At 72.0% G+C, this 16015-nt stretch carries 18 protein-coding genes; 8 read left to right on the forward strand and 10 right to left on the reverse strand.

What is annotated here, in order from left to right; all coding sequences use genetic code 11:
- Positions 1 to 73 precede the first annotated feature (73 nt).
- The gene (locus AC07DC_RS05690) at positions 74 to 322 is read right to left on the reverse strand and encodes a DUF5302 domain-containing protein (RefSeq protein WP_478912093.1); all 249 of its coding nucleotides are present in this window, start codon (positions 320 to 322) and stop codon (positions 74 to 76) included.
- A 114-nt stretch (positions 323 to 436) separates the two neighbouring features.
- On the opposite strand from AC07DC_RS05690, the gene AC07DC_RS05695 reads away from it, so the two are divergent.
- On the forward strand, positions 437 to 1474 hold the full coding sequence (locus AC07DC_RS05695; RefSeq protein WP_478912095.1) for a saccharopine dehydrogenase family protein: 1038 nt from the start codon (positions 437 to 439) through the stop codon (positions 1472 to 1474).
- A 71-nt stretch (positions 1475 to 1545) separates the two neighbouring features.
- Here the strand turns inward: AC07DC_RS05695 and AC07DC_RS05700 are convergent, their stop codons facing one another.
- The 4 genes from AC07DC_RS05700 to AC07DC_RS05715 all read right to left on the reverse strand — a co-directional run bounded on the left by AC07DC_RS05700 (position 1546) and on the right by AC07DC_RS05715 (position 3914).
- A complete protein-coding gene (locus AC07DC_RS05700; protein WP_478912097.1) occupies positions 1546 to 1797 on the reverse strand; it encodes a DUF6126 family protein in 252 nt (83 codons plus the stop codon).
- On the reverse strand, positions 1794 to 2429 hold the full coding sequence (locus AC07DC_RS05705; RefSeq protein ID WP_478912099.1) for a helix-turn-helix domain-containing protein: 636 nt from the start codon (positions 2427 to 2429) through the stop codon (positions 1794 to 1796). The genes AC07DC_RS05700 and AC07DC_RS05705 overlap by 4 nt, the downstream gene beginning before the upstream one ends.
- 63 nt (positions 2430 to 2492) lie before the next feature.
- Positions 2493 to 3515 carry a DUF6745 domain-containing protein gene (locus AC07DC_RS05710; RefSeq protein ID WP_478912101.1) on the reverse strand — a complete coding sequence of 341 codons (1023 nt, stop codon included), beginning with the start codon at positions 3513 to 3515 and terminating at the stop codon, positions 2493 to 2495.
- Positions 3516 to 3587: 72 nt separating this feature from the next.
- Positions 3588 to 3914 carry a hypothetical protein gene (locus tag AC07DC_RS05715; RefSeq protein WP_478912103.1) on the reverse strand — a complete coding sequence of 109 codons (327 nt, stop codon included), beginning with the start codon at positions 3912 to 3914 and terminating at the stop codon, positions 3588 to 3590.
- 223 nt (positions 3915 to 4137) lie between these two features.
- Here AC07DC_RS05715 and AC07DC_RS05720 point away from each other — a divergent pair, with 223 nt between their 5' ends.
- Genes AC07DC_RS05720 through AC07DC_RS05745 form a run of 6 tightly spaced genes read left to right on the forward strand, consistent with a single transcriptional unit; the run spans position 4138 to position 10367 of the window.
- On the forward strand, positions 4138 to 5094 hold the full coding sequence (locus tag AC07DC_RS05720; protein WP_478912105.1) for an STM4015 family protein: 957 nt from the start codon (positions 4138 to 4140) through the stop codon (positions 5092 to 5094).
- Entirely contained in the window at positions 5091 to 6035 is a 945-nt protein-coding gene (locus tag AC07DC_RS05725; RefSeq protein WP_478912107.1) for an STM4015 family protein, read from the forward strand. Before AC07DC_RS05720 ends, AC07DC_RS05725 begins: the two co-directional genes overlap by 4 nt.
- A complete protein-coding gene (locus tag AC07DC_RS05730) occupies positions 6016 to 7143 on the forward strand; it encodes an STM4014 family protein (RefSeq protein WP_478912108.1) in 1128 nt (375 codons plus the stop codon). The genes AC07DC_RS05725 and AC07DC_RS05730 overlap by 20 nt, the downstream gene beginning before the upstream one ends.
- A 1-nt stretch (position 7144) precedes the next feature.
- Positions 7145 to 7957: an STM4013/SEN3800 family hydrolase gene (locus AC07DC_RS05735; RefSeq protein WP_478912622.1), complete on the forward strand. Its 813-nt coding sequence runs from the start codon at positions 7145 to 7147 to the stop codon at positions 7955 to 7957.
- Between the two features lie 11 nt (positions 7958 to 7968).
- Positions 7969 to 9354, forward strand: coding sequence for an STM4012 family radical SAM protein (locus AC07DC_RS05740; protein ID WP_478912110.1), 1386 nt, complete (start codon positions 7969 to 7971; stop codon positions 9352 to 9354).
- 47 nt (positions 9355 to 9401) lie between these two features.
- Entirely contained in the window at positions 9402 to 10367 is a 966-nt protein-coding gene (locus tag AC07DC_RS05745; protein WP_478912624.1) for an STM4011 family radical SAM protein, read from the forward strand.
- On the opposite strand, the gene AC07DC_RS05750 is transcribed toward AC07DC_RS05745, so the two are convergent.
- The 3 genes from AC07DC_RS05750 to AC07DC_RS05760 form a co-directional block, all read right to left on the reverse strand.
- Positions 10340 to 11146, reverse strand: coding sequence for an SAM-dependent methyltransferase (locus AC07DC_RS05750; RefSeq protein WP_478912112.1), 807 nt, complete (start codon positions 11144 to 11146; stop codon positions 10340 to 10342). The genes AC07DC_RS05745 and AC07DC_RS05750 overlap by 28 nt on opposite strands.
- 70 nt (positions 11147 to 11216) lie before the next feature.
- Positions 11217 to 11450 carry a DUF397 domain-containing protein gene (locus AC07DC_RS05755; protein WP_250978521.1) on the reverse strand — a complete coding sequence of 78 codons (234 nt, stop codon included), beginning with the start codon at positions 11448 to 11450 and terminating at the stop codon, positions 11217 to 11219.
- A gap of 3 nt (positions 11451 to 11453) precedes the next feature.
- Positions 11454 to 12320, reverse strand: a complete 867-nt coding sequence (locus tag AC07DC_RS05760) for a helix-turn-helix domain-containing protein (protein WP_478912114.1) — start codon at positions 12318 to 12320, stop codon at positions 11454 to 11456.
- Between the two features lie 136 nt (positions 12321 to 12456).
- Between AC07DC_RS05760 and AC07DC_RS05765 the strand changes: the two genes are divergently transcribed.
- Complete coding sequence (locus AC07DC_RS05765; protein WP_478912116.1) at positions 12457 to 12921, forward strand: ATP-binding protein; 465 nt, start codon at positions 12457 to 12459, stop codon at positions 12919 to 12921.
- Between the two features lie 40 nt (positions 12922 to 12961).
- Here AC07DC_RS05765 and AC07DC_RS05770 read toward each other — a convergent pair whose 3' ends face one another.
- Positions 12962 to 13753: an SGNH/GDSL hydrolase family protein gene (locus AC07DC_RS05770; RefSeq protein ID WP_478912118.1), complete on the reverse strand. Its 792-nt coding sequence runs from the start codon at positions 13751 to 13753 to the stop codon at positions 12962 to 12964.
- Between the two features lie 79 nt (positions 13754 to 13832).
- Complete coding sequence (locus tag AC07DC_RS05775) at positions 13833 to 15932, reverse strand: alpha-galactosidase (RefSeq protein WP_478912119.1); 2100 nt, start codon at positions 15930 to 15932, stop codon at positions 13833 to 13835.
- Between the last annotated feature and the right edge of the window lie 83 nt (positions 15933 to 16015).

The raw sequence follows: 16015 nt of genomic DNA on the forward strand, positions 1-16015 counted from the left end.
TCCCTGACAGCCGCGGGGCGGGCTCGGGAATACGAGCCCGCCCCGCGGCCGCGGGAGGTGTGGGTCGGGCGGATCAGCCGCCGCTCTTGCGGCGGAATTCGCGCTGCCCGCCGGCCCGGCCGTGAGCGCCGTGGATCTTCGAGCTGTCCGGGCCGCCGCCGGCGGTAGCGGCGCTCTTGTTGCCTCCGCGCTTGCGCTCCAGGGCTTCACGGAACTTGCGCTTGACCTCGTCCTCGGCCGGTTCGGCCGCGGCGGACGCGTCCGCAGTGTCGGGCACCTCGGTCGCCTCGGTCGCCTCTTGGTCTGATGCCTCGGCAGTCATGGGGGCCTCCTGGTTTCGTTCGGTTACGGGCCAAGCCTCGCATGCCCGGCCGCGTACGACACACTGCTATACCGGCGACGCGACGCCGGACCGCTCTCGGGAAGGACGTGTTCCATGACCTGGATGCTGTACGGCGCCACCGGATATACCGGACGCCTGATCGCCCGGCGGGCCGCGGCCCGCGGTGAACGGGTCGTACTGGCCGGTCGCAGCATCGCGAAGGTGGCGCCGCTGGCGGCGGAACTCGGCCTCGAACACCGGATTTTCGCCCTGTCCGACCCGGTCGCGGTCCGGCGCGGGCTGGAGGGAGTCGAGTCGGTCGCGCACTGCGCGGGGCCGTTCTCGGCGACGGCGCTGCCGATGGCGCTGGCCTGTATCGAGACCGGTACGCACTATCTGGACATCACCGGTGAGATCGATGTCTTCGAGCAGCTGCACACCCTGGACGAGCGGGCGCGCGCCGCCAAGATCATCCTGCTGCCGGGCGCCGGCTTCGACGTCGTGCCGACCGACTGCCTCGCCGCCACCGTCGCCGCGGCGCTGCCCACCGCGAACCGTCTCGACCTGGCGTTCCTGGTCGGCGGGACCGCCAGTCCCGGCACCGCCAGGACGGCGATCGAGGGGCTGCCCGACGGTGGGCGGGCCCGGATCGACGGCACGATCAGCGCGGTGCCGATGGGCTGGCGCCGGATCAGGGCGGCGTTCCCCTCGGGGCCGCGGATGGTCACCTCCATCCCCTGGGGCGACGTCAGTACCGCCTTCCACTCCACGGGCATCCCGAACATCACCACCTATATGCCGTTGCCGCCCGGCGCCGCCGCGTTCAGCAAGGTGATGCGGCTGCGCCCGGCGCGCGTCGTGGCCCGCGCCGCTGTCGGCGCCCTCGTCCGGGGACCCGGCGCGAAGGCGCTGGCCGGAACGCGTTCCGAGGCCTGGGCGCGGGCGAGCGACCCGGAGGGGCGCAGCGCGCAGGCGACGCTGACGCTGCCGAACAGCTACGAGCTGACCGTCGAGTCGGTGCTGCGGATCATGCCGCGGCTCGCCGGTCTGCCGCACGGGACGCAGACACCGTCCCAGGCCCTCGGCGCCGGTTTCATCACCGAGTTCAGCGGAGTGACCCTGACGGAGTCGGGAGCCAAGCGCGGCTGGTGACGTGCCGGCATGGGGACGGGCCCAGTCGGTGTGGGGCCAGTCGGTGTGGGCTCTGCCGGAGTTCTGTGGGCTCAGTTGCCGTGCGCGCCGAGCACGAAGAGCAGCCAGATGAATCCGGCCAGGAGGTGCGCGACGACGACGTAGACCAGGACGCGCAGGACCACGGCCCGCTCCTTGCGCCGCTCGCTGCCCTCGCTGGTACGCAGCTCCGGGGCGAGCGGTTCGTGGCGCGGGCGGCCGGTGGCGCTGTTGGTGACGACGGCGCGGGGCGGGGTGGCGCCGGTACCGGTGGGGGTGGCTCCGGGGGGTGCGGTGTCGTTCATTTCGCGTATCCCGCTCTCTTCGAGTCCTTCGAGTCCTTCGTGTCCTGCGGCGTGATGCACAGGCCGGCCGCCTCGCTCTGCATCAGGGTGTGGAGGAACAGCAGGTCGACCCCTTCGGGTGAGGCGGCCGCGAGGCGGTGCGGCACCAGCGAGTCGAAGTGCGCCGCGTCGCCGGCGTCCAGTAGGTGGGTGTTCTCCCCGAGGGAGAGTCGCAGCCGGCCGCTGGTGACGTAGAGCCACTCCTCACCGGGGTGCACGCGGACCAGCCGGTCCTGCGCCTCGGGCGGTACATGGACCCGCAGCGCCTGCATCGCCCGGCCGGTGCCGCCGGCCCGCCAGTACGTCCAGCCCCCGGCGGGCACCGGCTCCATGCTGTCGCCACGTACGATGGGCAGCGGTTCCGCGGTCGTCTCCCCCAGCAGGTCCGAGACGGTCGTGCCGTACAGCCGGGCAAGCCCGAGCAGCACGGGGAGCGACGGCTGTCGCAGCCCGGATTCCATCCGCGACAGATGCGCGGCGGAGAGTTCGAGCCGCTGGGCGGCGGCCTCCAGGGTGAGGCCGGTGCGGCGGCGCTGTTCCTTCAGCCTCGGAGCGAGGACCAGCGTCTCTGCGGACGCGGTATCGGTGTCCATGACGTCGATGGAACAGCATTCCTTGCCTCTCGGGCAAATGTTTTGCCTGAGAGGCAAATCACCTCAGGTCTGCCGCTCCGGCAGATAGGTCTCCGCGTCCAGCCCGAAGGTCCAGGCGACACCCTCCCGGGCGGTCCTGGTCCGTGGCGGGACCCGCAGCCAGTACGTCCGGTGGGTGCCGTCCGGCTCCGGGGTGGAATTGACCACCTCGACCATCACCACCGCCTCGTCGTCATCCAGCTCGATACGCCACAGGATCCCTGCCGCGTCGCGGGCCACCGGCCTGGCACCGGACTCCGCCAGATAGCGGTCGTAGCCGTAGTACTCCAGCATCACGCGGCGCAGCTCGGCGTTCTCCTCGGTCCGTATCCGGTCCGGAGTGAGGTCCGCGAGGCCCGCGAGGAACTCGGCCGGCACCGGCATACCGCGCCAGGCGTGCAGGGCGAAGCCGTCGGGGAAGGCGAGCGCGGGCCCGTCGCCCCGGTCCAGCCGGCCCGCCTCGTCCCGGTGCAGTTCCACCGGCCGCTCGGCTATCACCACGACCCGCTCGTACGGCCACCACCACCCGGCGGAGCGGGCCACCGCCGAGACGCCTTCGAGCGTCCCGGCCTCCACGTCGAAGGCGGCCAGCCAGGCCGCGTCCTGCTGCCCGAGCACCGCGTCCAGCAGCACCAGCCGCACTGCGGCCGCGTCCGCCGGCTCCTCGGTGAGCGCCTCGACGACCCCCGCGCGGATCCGGTCGGCGAGCGAAGCCGTCGAGTCCCACAGCTGGCCGCCGGTCAGCGCCCACCGCTCGGCCCAGCCCGCGGGGCCGAGCGCCGCGTGCCTGCGCTGCCGTTCCGCCGCCCACGGCCGGGTACGCACCGCGTCCCGGACGCTGCGCCCCGTGCCGCCCTCCGCCGCCAGCCGCATCGCGGTCGCGGCGCCCTCCAGCGGTGAGCCGGTCCACACAACGCGCTCCGGTGCCGGGAGTCCGGCCTGCCAGTACGCGAGCTGTATCCCCGCCTCCGCCGCGGCGCGGTCCGCCGCCCCGGTCTCCGCCGCGATCGCGCGCCAACGCGCCGCTGTCTCCAGTGCCGTCGTCATTCCGTCCGTCCCCGCCCCTCGTCCTCGATCACTTGCACTTCCCCCACGGCCGCGCGGCGCTGCCGCGCGCCGTCAGTCCGCCACGACGCGCACGGCGCCCGGCACGTACTCGCGCTGGCGCACCACCCGGAACCAGCCCTTGGGCAGGGGTATGGCCGCGTGCTCCTCGTGCACCACCCGCCCGCCGTCCGGGAGATGGAGGAACGCGTCGCCGAACGGGCCGGGCTCGCGGACCAGGGTGCCGGGCCCGACGACCGCGTGCGCATGTCCGGTCACCTCGCCGAGCGCGAGCACCAACCGGCCCCGTCCGTCCCGCGGCTGGCGCTCCAACGCCTCCATCCCGCCGGGCAGTTCCGCCGCCTCCAACGGAATGATCAACACGTCCCCCTGCCGGTACACAGCACGCTCCCCTCCGCCGTCCGCACCCTGCGGAGGCCGATGTCCAGAAGCTACGCCCGGGGTCTGACAACGCCCGCCGTCCGCGTTGTCAGTGCGGCTTGGTAGAACTTTTCCCAGATCGGTCATGCGGCGGTCGTGCGGTTCGGTCACGCCGATCAGCCCCGCACCTGCGCCGTACAGACCAGCCGTCAGGCCCGCCCGCCCGTGTCAGGAGACCCGCGTCATGTCAGCCGTAGAGCATCTGCAGGAGTTGCACGGCCTCCCTGCCTTCGACTTCCCCGGGCCGGACAGCAAGGACGAGTTGCCCGCGCCGGACGCCGTCGCCTGGCGGCTCGCCGCGGATCCCTACGACGACGACTCCGACGAGGAGTTCGGGGATGTCTGGGACCGGTTCCTGGAGACCGTCGACCCCTCGCGGGTGCGGGCGATCATCATCGGACAGTGGGGCGAGGCCTACGAGGACGACTCCACCGGGATCGTCGAGGACCTCGTGGACGCCAAGGACCGGCTGACCGCCCTGGAAGCCGTGTTCATCGGCGACCTGGAGCAGGAGCAGGCCGAGATCTCCTGGATCGAGCAGTCCGATGTCACCCCCGTCCTGGCGGCCTATCCGGAGTTGCGGGAGTTCGGCGCCCGCGGCGGCACCGGTCTGCTCTTCCCGGCCGTGCGCCACGAGCACCTGCGCACCCTGACGTTCGAGGCCGGCGGCCTGCCCGCCGAGGTCGTCCGCGGCGTCGCGGCGAGCGAGTTGCCCGCGCTGGAGTATCTGGAACTGTGGCTCGGTGTCGAGGAGTACAGCGGCACCGCCGGCGTCGCCGATCTTGCCCCGATACTGGCCGGCGGCAGCTTCCCCGCCCTGCACCACCTGGGCCTGCGCAACAGCGAGATCCAGGACGAGATCGCCGCCGCCGTCGCCACGGCGCCGGTGGTGGCCCGGCTCACCTCCCTGGACCTGTCTCTGGGCGTACTCACCGATGTCGGCGCGACCGCGCTGCTGGAGGGCCAGCCGCTCACCCACCTGCACTGGCTCGACCTGCACCACCACTTCCTCAGCGACCCGATCGCCCAGCGACTGCGCGACGCGCTGGAGCCGTCCGGGGTCGAGGTCGACCTGTCGGAACCGGCCCGGCCATGGACCAATGACGGTGTCGAACACCGCTTCACGGCGGTGGCGGAATGACGGACACCTTCGCGGGCCTGCCGGTCCACGTCCTGACGCAGCCGGCCGGCACCGTGTCCGGGCTGCCGGCCGCCGACTGCGTCGCCTGGCGGCTGGAGTGCACCTACGACGGTGGCGTGGCCTTTCCCGACCTGTGGCGCGGCTTCCTGGACGTGGTTGACACCGAGCGCGTCACCGCCCTGGTGATCGGTTCCTGGTGGGAGAACGACTACACGAGCCTGAGCCCGGTGGTGGAGCTGATCTCCGCCGACGCGGCCCGGCTGCCCGCCCTGCGGGCGCTGTTCCTCGCCGATGTGGACGGCGAGTCCTGCGAGATCTCCTGGCTGCGGATGGCCGACATCACCCCCGTCCTGCAGGCCTTCCCGCTGCTGGAGGAGTTGGCGGTGCGCGGCGGCAACACCGGGGACGACGCCCTGGTCCTGTCCCCGGTGCGGCACTCCGCGCTGCGCGTCCTGCGGTTCGAGTCCGGCGGGCTGCCGGGGAGCGTCGTGCGCGCCGTCGCCGCGAGCGAGCTCCCCGCCCTGGAGCACCTGGAGCTGTGGCTGGGCGTCGAGGAGTACGGCGGGGACTCCACGGTCGCCGACCTCACCCCGATCCTGGCCGGTGGCCGTTTCCCGGCCCTGCGCCACCTCGGTCTGCAGAACAGCGAGCTGCAGGACGAGATCGCCGCGGCCGTGGCCGCCGCCCCGGTCGTCGCCCAACTCACCTCGCTCGATCTCTCCATGGGCGTGCTCAGTGACGAAGGCGCCGCCGCCCTGCTCGGCGGACAGCCGCTGACCCACCTCACCCGTCTCGACCTGAGTCACCACTATCTGACCGACGCGGTCATGGAGCGGATCAGCAGCGAACTGGGCGCCGCCGGAGTGACGGTCGACGTCTCCGAACAGGAGAGCCCGGACGACGAGGACGAGGAGTGGCGCTATGTCGCCGTCTCCGAGTAGCTCCGACGTCCGCTTCGCCGTCGTGGGCAATCCCGACAACCGCCGCGTGACGATGTTCGCCGACGCAGTGCTCGCCTCCGGACTTCCCGCGCCCCGGATCGTGGCCTGGCGCGATGTGCTGCGCGGGGCATACGGGTTCGCGCCGGGCGAGATCGTGCGCGTGGACTCCCCCGGCGAGGATCCCGAAGTCGACCGGGCGCTGCGCGGCGGCGCCGATCCGACCCGTGTCGAGGGCAGCGCCGTCTGGTACCGGCGGTTCACCCAAGCGGTGCGGGAGGTGGCGCGGGCCGCGGCGGACGCGGGCGCCGCGCTGCTCGACGAACCCGACGACGTCGCCGTGCTGTTCGACAAGCGGCTCTGTCACGCCCGCCTGCTGGCGGCCGGCGTTCCGGTACCGCCGGCGCTCACCGCGCCCGTGCTCGGCTGGGACGACCTCAAAGAGCAGTTGCGCGCGGCGCGGATGCCGCGTGCCTTCGTCAAGCCCGCGCACGGCTCGTCGGCGTCGGGCGTGATCGCCCTGGAGTTCGGCGGGCCCGGCCGGCTCAGGGCGACGACGTCGGTGGAAAGGGCCGCCGACGGACGGCTGTTCAACTCGCTGCGCGTTCGCCGCTATGAGGACGAGCACGAGGTCGCGGCGCTGGTGGACGCGCTGGCCGGCGACGGCCTGCACGTGGAGCGCTGGCTGCCCAAGGCCGCGCAGGCCGGCCGGGCCGCCGATCTGCGGGTCGTCGTGGTGGACGGCAGGGCGACCCACGCGGTGGTCCGCACCAGCCGCTCCCCGATGACCAATCTCCATCTCGGCGGCGCCCGTGGGGATCTCGCGGCGGGCCGCGCCGCCATCGAGGCCGCCGGACTCGGGTGGAAGTCGGTGACGGACATCTGCGAGCGGGCCGCGGCCTGCTTCCAGGGAACACTCTGCGTCGGGGTCGACCTGCTGCCCGGTACCGGGTGGCGGCGCTTCGCGGTCGGCGAGGTCAACGCCTTCGGAGACCTGCTGCCCCGGCTGACGGGCCTGCCCGGCAGCGGCGCGGAGGAACAGGACACCTACGCCGCCCAGGTGGCCGCCGTACTACGCAGGGAGCGCCACCGTGTCGCAGCCGCCGCTTGAGATGAACGAGATCGTGGGCAGCCACGACCTGCTGCTCGTCACCCTGGACACGCTGCGCTACGACGTGGCCCAGGAGCTGGCGACCGAGGGCCGGATCCCGCATCTCGCCGCCCATCTGCCCGCCGGCGGCTGGGAGCGGCGGCATGCACCGGGAAGCTTCACCTACGCCTCCCACCAGGCCATCTTCGCCGGATTCCTGCCGACTCCGGCCACTCCGGGACCGCATCCGCGGCTCTTCGCCGCCCGCTTCGCGGGCAGTGAGACCACGGCGGACGGCACCTACGTGTTCGACACGCCTGACCTGGTGTCGGGCCTCGCGGCCGCCGGGTACCGGACGGTGTGCGTCGGCGGCGTCGGCTTCTTCAACAAGCAGGCGCCGCTCGGCTCCGTGCTGCCGGGGATGTTCCAGGAGAGCCACTGGGAGCCGGAGTTCGGCGTGCCCTCCCCCACCTCCTTCGAAGCGCAGATCGCCCGCGCCGAGCAGGTCGTCGCCGGCCTTCCCGACGAGCAGCGGCTCTTCCTCTTCGTGAACGTCTCGGCACTGCACCAGCCCAACTGGTTCCATCTGCCCGGCGCCACCCGAGAGGCGGGCGACTCCCGCGAGACGCACGCCGCCGCGCTGGAGTACGTGGACCGGCACATCGGCCGGCTGTTCGCGGCGGCGAGCAGCCGCCGCCGCTGCTTCGCGATCGTCTGCTCCGACCATGGCACCACGTACGGCGACGACGGCTTCACCGGCCACCGGCTCGGTCATGAGGCCGTCTGGACCGTCCCCTACGCCCACTTCTTCCTTGAGGCCGAGGCACAGCGATGAGCACGCCGACCATGAGCACCACGACGATCGACCCGGCGGCCGCCACCGGCGGCCGGCCCTACGAGAGCTACGTCTACGCCTACCCGCACAAGACCGCGTACCGCAGGCTGGAACCCCGCCCGGCGCTGCGCGACCTGTGGGCCGGCGAACCGGTGGGCGCGCTCTCCCTCTACGCGCACATACCGTTCTGCGAGGTGCGCTGCGGCTTCTGCAACCTGTTCACCCGGATCGGCGCCCCTGAGGGGCTGACCACCGCCTATCTCGACGCCTTGGAGCGCCAGGCCGGCGCGGTCCGCGCGGCGCTCGACGCGGCCGGGGGCGAACCGCGCTTCGCGGCGGCGGCCTTCGGCGGCGGCACGCCGACGTTCCTGGACGCCGCCGAGTTGGATCGGCTCTGCGACATCGCCGAACTGCGCATGGGCGCCGATCTGCAGGCCGTTCCGCTGTCGGTCGAGGCGTCGCCGGCCACGGCGACCGCCGACCGGCTGGCGGTCCTCGCGGACCGCGGCACGACCCGCCTCAGCCTCGGCATACAGAGCTTCGACGACTCCGAAGCGCGCGCCGCGGTCCGCCCGCAGCGGCGCGCCGACGTCGAGGTCGCCCTGTCCCGGATCCGCGACGCCCGCATCCCCGTCCTCAACATCGACCTCATCTACGGCATCGACGGCCAGACCGAGCGCAGTTGGCAGCGGTCCCTGGACGCCGCCCTCGCCTGGCGGCCCGAGGAGCTGTACCTCTACCCGCTCTATGTGCGCCCGCTGACCGGCCTCGGCCGCCTCGGCGGTGACACCGGCACGGAAGACGGGCAGGCGGATGCGGCATGGGACGAGCAGCGGCTGCGCCTGTATCGATCCGGCCGTGACCATCTCCTGGCGCAGGGGTACGAACAGGTGTCGATGCGCATGTTCCGCCGCGCGGACGCACCCGCCACCGGCGGGGAGGACTACGCGTGCCAGACCGACGGGATGATCGGCCTCGGCTGCGGCGCCCGCTCGTACACCTCCGCGCTGCACTACTCGTTCGACTACGCGGTCGGCATGAGCAGGATCCGCTCGATCATCGACGACTACACCGCCCGTCCCGCCCAGGAGTTCGCCTTCGCCGAGTACGGCCGCCCGATGGACGCGGACGACACCCGCCGCCGCCATCTGCTGCAGTCGCTGCTGCAGGCCGAGGGCATGCCGGTGGACGGCTACCTGGCACGGTTCGGCACGCGCCCAGAGCAGGACTTCCCCGTCGAACTGGACCGGTTCGCCGCCGCCGGATGGCTCGACGGGGCTGCCGCCCCCGAGCGGCTGCGGCTGTCCGCCGAGGGGCTGGCGCACTCCGACGCGGTCGGCCCCGCCCTCTTCTCCGACAAGGTCCGCACCCTCATGGCCGGGTACGACGCGAAATGAGCACTCCCCCAGACCACTCGAACCTCTCACAGGCCCCGCAACCCTCGATGGACCTGTCGATCCTCTACCGCGGCCCGCTCGCGAGCTGCGACTACGACTGCCCCTACTGCCCGTTCGCCAAGCGCCGCGACAGCCGCGAGCAGTTGCGCGCCGACCGCGCCGCTCTGGAGCGCTTCGCCGGCTGGGCGGCGGAACAGACCGGCGACCGGTTGTCGCTGCTCTTCACACCCTGGGGCGAGGGCCTGGTGCGCTCCTGGTACCGGCGCACCCTCGCGGAGCTGAGCCATCTGCCGCACATCCGCCGGGTGGCGATCCAGACCAACCTCAGCTGCCGTACCGACTGGCTCCAGGACGCCGACCCCGGCACCCTCGCCCTGTGGTGCACGTACCACCCCGGCCAGACGCCGTACGACCGGTTCCTCGCCAAGTGCCAGGAGCTGGCGGATCGTTCGGTCCGGTACAGCGTGGGCGTCGTCGGCCTCCCCGGCCATCTCGCGGAGGCCCGGCGGCTGCGCGCCGACCTTCCCGACCATGTCTACCTCTGGATCAACGCGGCCGAGGGGCACACGTACACCGACGCAGACGCGGACGCGTGGACGGCCGTCGACCCGCTCTTCCCCTACAGCCGCCACCCGCACCGCAGCGCGGGACTGCCCTGCCGCACCGGGGAGTCGGTGATCTCGGTGGACGGCGAGGGCACCGTCCGCCGCTGCCACTTCGTCCCCGCCGAGTTGGGCAATCTCTACGACGGCTCGTACCGCGGGGCCCTGCGGCCGCGGGCGTGCCCGCTCGTCGTCTGCGAGTGCCACATCGGCTATGTCCATCTGGAGTCGCTGCCGCTGTACGACACCTTCGCGGGCGGCGTGCTGGAGCGGATCCCCGCCGAACGGCCCGCCCTGACCCCCATGCCCGCCCTGAACCCCGTGCCCACGCGGACCCCCGTGCCCACTCGGAACCCCGTGCCCGCCCTGAGCCTCGTGCCCGCTCAGCCCTTGCGGCCAACCCCGCCGTAGAAGCCGATCCTGCGCAGCTCCGACGGCTCCGGGAGCGGAGCGTCCGGGCGCCACACCGGCACCTGCACCAGGCCCGGTTCCAAGAGGGTGAAGCCGTCGAAGAACGGCTCGATCTCCTTGTGTGCACGGACGTTCATGGTCGCAGTGGCCTTGTTGTAGATCTTGCTGACCTCGGGGAAGCTGCCGCCGTGGAAGTCGGCCGTGGCGTGCGACAGCACCAGGTAGCTGCCGTCGGGCAGCGCGTCGCGCAGCGTTGCGACGATGCCGGCCGGGTCCTCCACGTCGGTGATGAAGTGCAGTACGGCGACGAGGAGCACGGCGACCGGCTGGTCGAAGTCGATCAGCTCACTGATGGTCGGATGGTCCAGGATGCCGCGCGGCTCGCGCACATCGCCCAGGAAGAAGCCGGTGTTCCCGGAACCGGTCAGCCGGGCTCCCGCGTGGGTCGCGACGATGGGGTCGTTGTCGACGTAGGCGACCCGGACATCGGGGCAGACGCCCTGCGCGACCTCGTGGGTGTTCGGCGACGTGGGGATGCCGGTGCCGATGTCGATGATCTGGCGGATGCCGTTGTCCACCAGGAAACCGACGGCCCGCCGGAGGAAGTCGCGGTTGGCGCGGGCGCTGGGGAGGATGTCGGGTACGGCATCGATGACGCGCTGCGCCGCCTCCCGGTCGACCTCGTAGTTGTCCCAGCCCCCCAGGTAGAAGTCGTACATGCGGGCGGGGTGCGGCCGGCCCGTGTCTATCGCCTCGGCGGGGAATCCCTGCTCGGTCACGCCGTCCTCCGGTTCGGTTCTGTTCGCTCGGCCGCGACAGCGGCGGCGCTACTCATCACGGTCACGGCAGTCACAGCAGGAAGTCCGCTTCGCCGGCCTTCGCGCCCTGGATGAACGTGGAGATCTCAAGATCGGTGTAGATCAGCGCCGGGCCGTCGGGGTCGGTAGACTGGCGCAGCGCCACCCGGCCGTCGTTCAGTTTCTTGGCCTCGACGCAGCTTCCGCCGTTGCCGCCGCTCCACGGCTTGCGCCAGCCCTCGTGACCGAGGTCTTTCGCGGGCATGCCGTTGTATATGCGACCCATGGGTCAGATCTCCTTGCGAATGCCACCGAGGATGGCCTTGGTGCTCTGTGCCGGCGCGGCCTGCGCGCACATCCGGTCCAGCGCCTCCAGGAAGGCCGACACGTCGTCGCGTTCGTCGAAGTACGCGCCGCCGATCAGGCTCTCCGTGTAGGCGATGTCCGGGAGTTCCTGGATCTCGAACCGAAAGATGTGGAAGGGCCCGTACATCGCCGAGTGCGGGCCCGCCGTGAACGGCATCACCTGGAGCCGGACGTTGGGCAGCTCGGTGATGTCGGCCAGGTGCGCGATCTGGGCGCGCATGACGTCCACGCCGCCGATGGGGCGGCGCAGCACCGTCTCGTCCATCACCACCCACAGCAGGGGCGCCTTCTCCCGCGTGAGCAGGGCCTGGCGCTGCAGGCGCAGTGCCACCAGGCGGTCGATCTCGTCGACGGAGGCGTGCGGCAGGCCGGCCCACAGCACCGCGCGCGCGTAGTCCTCGGTCTGCAGGAGGCCGGGTACGTAGTGCGGCTCGTAGGCGCGGATGATGCTGGCTTCGCCCTCCAGGCTGACGAAGGCGCTGAACCACTCCGGCAGGACGTCACGGAAGCGGTGCCACCAGCCGGGCCGGTTCGCCTCGCGAGCGAGCGCGAGGAAGCCGCTGACCTCGGCGGGAGAAGTCACCCCATAGGTCAGCAGGAGCTTCTCGACGTAGGGCAGTTTGAGGCCGACCTCGGCCTTCTCCATCCTGCGGATCGTGGCATGAGTGACATCGAGAGCCAGACCGGCCTGCTCGTAGGAGAGGCCCGCCTTCTCCCGCAGGTCCTGGAGCCGTTTGCCGAGCACCACCCGCAGTACGGTCGGGGCGCCTCCCGGCCGTGCTTCCGCCACAAGCCTCCTCCTCCAACTTCCCTCGGTGGTACGCAGTGTGCCATGCCGTCAGTGGAGCGAACAGACCGTACAGGCGATTGTGTAATTTACAGATCGGACCTTGCCATGTGTTCGGCGCGACCCTCATAGTTGCGGAGTGGCTGCTTCCCATGACGCTCTCCGGGTAGCGCGTCCTGACGGCCCGACCCATCCCGGCCGCCATGACGTCTTCCGGCTTCCCGCGCAGAACGCCTCCGTGGCGGACGCGCGCGGACGGGTCCGCGCACGTCTGCGCGACTGGGGCGTGGATCTCGAAGTCACCGATGACGCGGGGCTGGTGGTGACCGAGCTGTTCACCAACGCCGTCCGCCACACCGACAGCGAGAAGATCACCTGTTCACTGCTGGCCCTCGGCCGGGTGCTGCGCCTGGAGGTCACCGACCAGGGTCACGGGCCGACGGAGCCGCGCACCCGCACCGCCGATGTCGACGAGGAGTGCGGGCGCGGGCTGCTGCTCGTCAGCGTCCTCGCGCAGTCCTGGGGAGTGGGGCCGGCCGAGGACGGCGAGGGGCGCGTGGTCTGGGCCGAACTGCCCTGTGCCCCCGCCCGCCGCCACCCCTGACCGACCCCTTCTACCGTCGGCCCGCTACTTCACCCGATGCCTACAGCGGCAGCAGGTCCGGGCGCTTGGGCTCGACGTGGTCACCGGAGGATTCGCCGCGCAGCCGGCGGCCGATCCACGGCACCAGGTGCTCGCGGGCCCAGTGGATGTTGTCGCGCCGTACCTCGCCCGGGGCCCGCACCGGCTCCGGCTCCCAGACCTGCTCGGGGTCCGCGCACACGTCGAGGCCGAGTACCTGTGCCGCGCGCAGCGCGACGCGGGTGTGCCCCTCCGGCGACAGGTGCAGCCGATCGCTGCTCCACGCCCGCCGGTCCTGCACCGAGCGCAGCGACCACAGGTCGAGCACCTGGCAGTCATTGCGGTCCGCGATCGACCGGACGTGCGCCGTGTACGTGGCGATCTTGCCGCGCAGATGGCGCAGGACCGGGACGTCACGGGTGTCGAAGCCGGTGCAGATCAGCACCGTGCCGACCGAGGAGGCGAGGTCGGCGACGGCCGCCTCCAGTCGCTCGGCCACGTCGTCCGGGTCGCTGCCCGGCCGGAGGATGTCGTTGCCGCCCGCGCAGAAGGTCACCAGCTCCGGTGCGAGCTCCTTGGCGCGCGGTACCTGCTCGGCCACGATCTGGTCGAGCAGCCGGCCGCGCACGGCGAGGTTGGCATAGCGGAAATCGTGTTCGGGGCGCCGATCGGCGAGTTGAACGGCCAGGCGGTCCGCCCAGCCGACGAACGTACCGTCCGGACCAGGGTCGCCGACGCCCTCGGTGAAGCTGTCCCCCACCGCGGTGTACGACCCGATCGCGCCATTGTTGTTTGTTTTCGAATCGTCAGCCACGTCAGCCCATACTTCCCTTCCGGAAGTGACCTACGCCACCGTAACCGGGGGTTGACTTGGCGTGATGTACAACACGAGGTCAAATGCGGCGCAGTCGGAATACTGCCGCGTCCAGGTCGCCGACCAGCCCGGACCGCAGTCCGCGGGTGGCCAGCACCGCGCCTCGGTGAACGGTTCCGGTGGCGGGATCCCGGTACTCGGCCGCCGGGTCGAGGCCGCGCAGCCGCAGCGGCGGCTGCGGCTCGCCGAAGGACTGGGCGTGCAGCCAGGCGAGCACGACGGTCTCGTCGCCGTGTACGTACTGCACGGCGCTGAGCCCGCCGTCGCCGGGCGGGCGCAGCCGGTACAGGTCGCCGTACTGCACGACGGGTCGGATCTCCTTGTAGAGCGCGACCCAGTCCCGGGCCTCGGCCAGTTCCGGAGCGCTCCACGCGGTCAGATCGCCGCCGACGCCGAGCACGCCGGCCATCGCGCTCACGAAGCGGAAGCGCAGGCTGCTGACACGGTGGTTGAGCATGGTACCGGGGCTGTCGGTGACCCAGGCGGCCATCACCCGGGCGGGGTGCAGCTGGCTGAATCCGTACTGGATCGGCAGCCGGTCCAGCGGGTCGGTGTTGTCCGAGGTCCACACCTGGTCGGTGCGGGAGAGGATCCCGAGGTCCACCCGGCCGCCGCCGCCCGAGCAGGATTCGAAGGCGACGCCGGGGTGCGCGGCCCGCAGCCGGTCCAGCAGCCCGTACAGCCCGCGCACATGGTCGACCCACAGCCGCTGCGGGTACGGCTCGCCGGGCCATCCGGCGTCGGTGAAGCACCGGTTGAAGTCCCACTTCACGTAGTCGACGGGGGCGCTGTGCAGCAGCGCGTCCAACTGCTCCCACAGGTACTCGCGCACGTCCTCGCGGGCGAGGTTGAGGATGAGCTGGTTGCGGAACTCGGTGCGCCGCCGTCCGCTGTGGTGCTGCACCCAGTCCGGGTGTGCGCGGTACAGGTCGCTGTCGGCGTTGACCATCTCCGGTTCCACCCAGATGCCGAACCGCATGCCGAGGGCATGCACATCGTCGGCGAGCGGCTTGAGTCCGTTCGGGAACCGGTCGGGGTTGGCGGTCCAGTCGCCCAGTCCCGCGCGGTCGCTGGTTCTGGCGCCGAACCAGCCGTCGTCGACGACGAAGAGCTCGACGCCCATCGCCGCGGCGCGGCGGGCGAGTTCGCGCTGCTGCTCCTCGCCGACGTCGAAGCCGGTCGCCTCCCACGAGTTGTAGAGCACCGGCCGCGGCTGCCCGGCGTCCGGGATCACGTGGGCCAGCTGGTGGGCGTGCCAGGCGCGGCTGGCGGCGCCGAAGCCGCCGTCGGTGTAGAGCCCGGCGAAGACCGGGGTGGTGAAGGACTCCCCCGGCTCCAGCAACAGCAGTCCCGCGTCGTCGTGCCCGGCGCCGCCGACGGCCTGCACGCGGCCGTCGGGCAACTGCTGCACGGCGATGCGCCAGGATCCCGACCAGGCCAGGGCCGCGGTCCACACCTCGCCGTGCTCCTCGCCCGCGTCGCCGGCGTCGAGGCCGATCCACGGCAGGTGGTGGTGGCCGGTGTGGCCGCGCCGGCTGCCGATCACCTTCTCGCCCGCGGTGAGTCCGGTCCGGGCCAGCCGTGTCTCGGCCGCCCAGCGGCCGTGCAGGTGCGACAGCCGCCATCCGTCGCGTTCCGGCAGGGTCCAGGCGGCGGAGTCGGCGCGCAGCAGCTCGACGGGGCCGGTGTGGCCGTTGGCCACGTGGGTGACGGTGGTCCAGCGCTCGACGACGTCGGAGCCTTCGCGGACCCGGTAGTGCAGCGTCAGGTCGAGATGGTGGACGGAGTCGTGGAAGTGCAGCCGCAGCTCGTCGTCCTCGGTCTCGGCCTCCTCGAAGCACCATTCGGTGCCGCGCGCCGTGGTGTCACGGACCGACAGCGCGGGCCGGACGAAGCGCGGGCCGCCCTCGACGGGGTACTCCTCGTGACCGTCGAGCCCGGACTCGAAGGGCCGCTCCTCCGGGAGCGGTTCCGCGGCCAGCGCCTCGGCGTCGGCGAGCCGGATCCGGGCGCCCCAGTGCAGGTGGAGCAGCTCGTCGCGCTCGGTCAGATGCACCGCGTAGCTGCTGCCGGGACCCGAGATCAGCCACAGCCGCCCGGTTCCGCCCGTCTCGATCATCAGAACTCCCCTTTTCCGATCACGTCCGCACATCGTCACGCGGGCGGGAGCCGAAGGCAATGGCGCGGCGAACACATACCGGC

This window comes from Streptomyces sp. NPDC045021, assembly GCF_056432645.1.

Coding starts and splice junctions, on each gene's coding strand:
- AC07DC_RS05745 (WP_478912624.1), top strand. CDS start 9,402: ATGGACCTGTCGATCCTCTACCGCGGCCCGCTCGCGAGCTGCGACTAC.
- AC07DC_RS05690 (WP_478912093.1), bottom strand. CDS start 322: ATGACTGCCGAGGCATCAGACCAAGAGGCGACCGAGGCGACCGAGGTG.
- AC07DC_RS05705 (WP_478912099.1), bottom strand. CDS start 2,429: ATGGACACCGATACCGCGTCCGCAGAGACGCTGGTCCTCGCTCCGAGG.
- AC07DC_RS05725 (WP_478912107.1), top strand. CDS start 5,091: ATGACGGACACCTTCGCGGGCCTGCCGGTCCACGTCCTGACGCAGCCG.
- AC07DC_RS05730 (WP_478912108.1), top strand. CDS start 6,016: ATGTCGCCGTCTCCGAGTAGCTCCGACGTCCGCTTCGCCGTCGTGGGC.
- AC07DC_RS05740 (WP_478912110.1), top strand. CDS start 7,969: ATGAGCACCACGACGATCGACCCGGCGGCCGCCACCGGCGGCCGGCCC.
- AC07DC_RS05735 (WP_478912622.1), top strand. CDS start 7,145: ATGAACGAGATCGTGGGCAGCCACGACCTGCTGCTCGTCACCCTGGAC.
- AC07DC_RS05695 (WP_478912095.1), top strand. CDS start 437: ATGACCTGGATGCTGTACGGCGCCACCGGATATACCGGACGCCTGATC.
- AC07DC_RS05775 (WP_478912119.1), bottom strand. CDS start 15,932: ATGATCGAGACGGGCGGAACCGGGCGGCTGTGGCTGATCTCGGGTCCC.
- AC07DC_RS05700 (WP_478912097.1), bottom strand. CDS start 1,797: ATGAACGACACCGCACCCCCCGGAGCCACCCCCACCGGTACCGGCGCC.
- AC07DC_RS05710 (WP_478912101.1), bottom strand. CDS start 3,515: ATGACGACGGCACTGGAGACAGCGGCGCGTTGGCGCGCGATCGCGGCG.
- AC07DC_RS05720 (WP_478912105.1), top strand. CDS start 4,138: ATGTCAGCCGTAGAGCATCTGCAGGAGTTGCACGGCCTCCCTGCCTTC.
- AC07DC_RS05755 (WP_250978521.1), bottom strand. CDS start 11,450: ATGGGTCGCATATACAACGGCATGCCCGCGAAAGACCTCGGTCACGAG.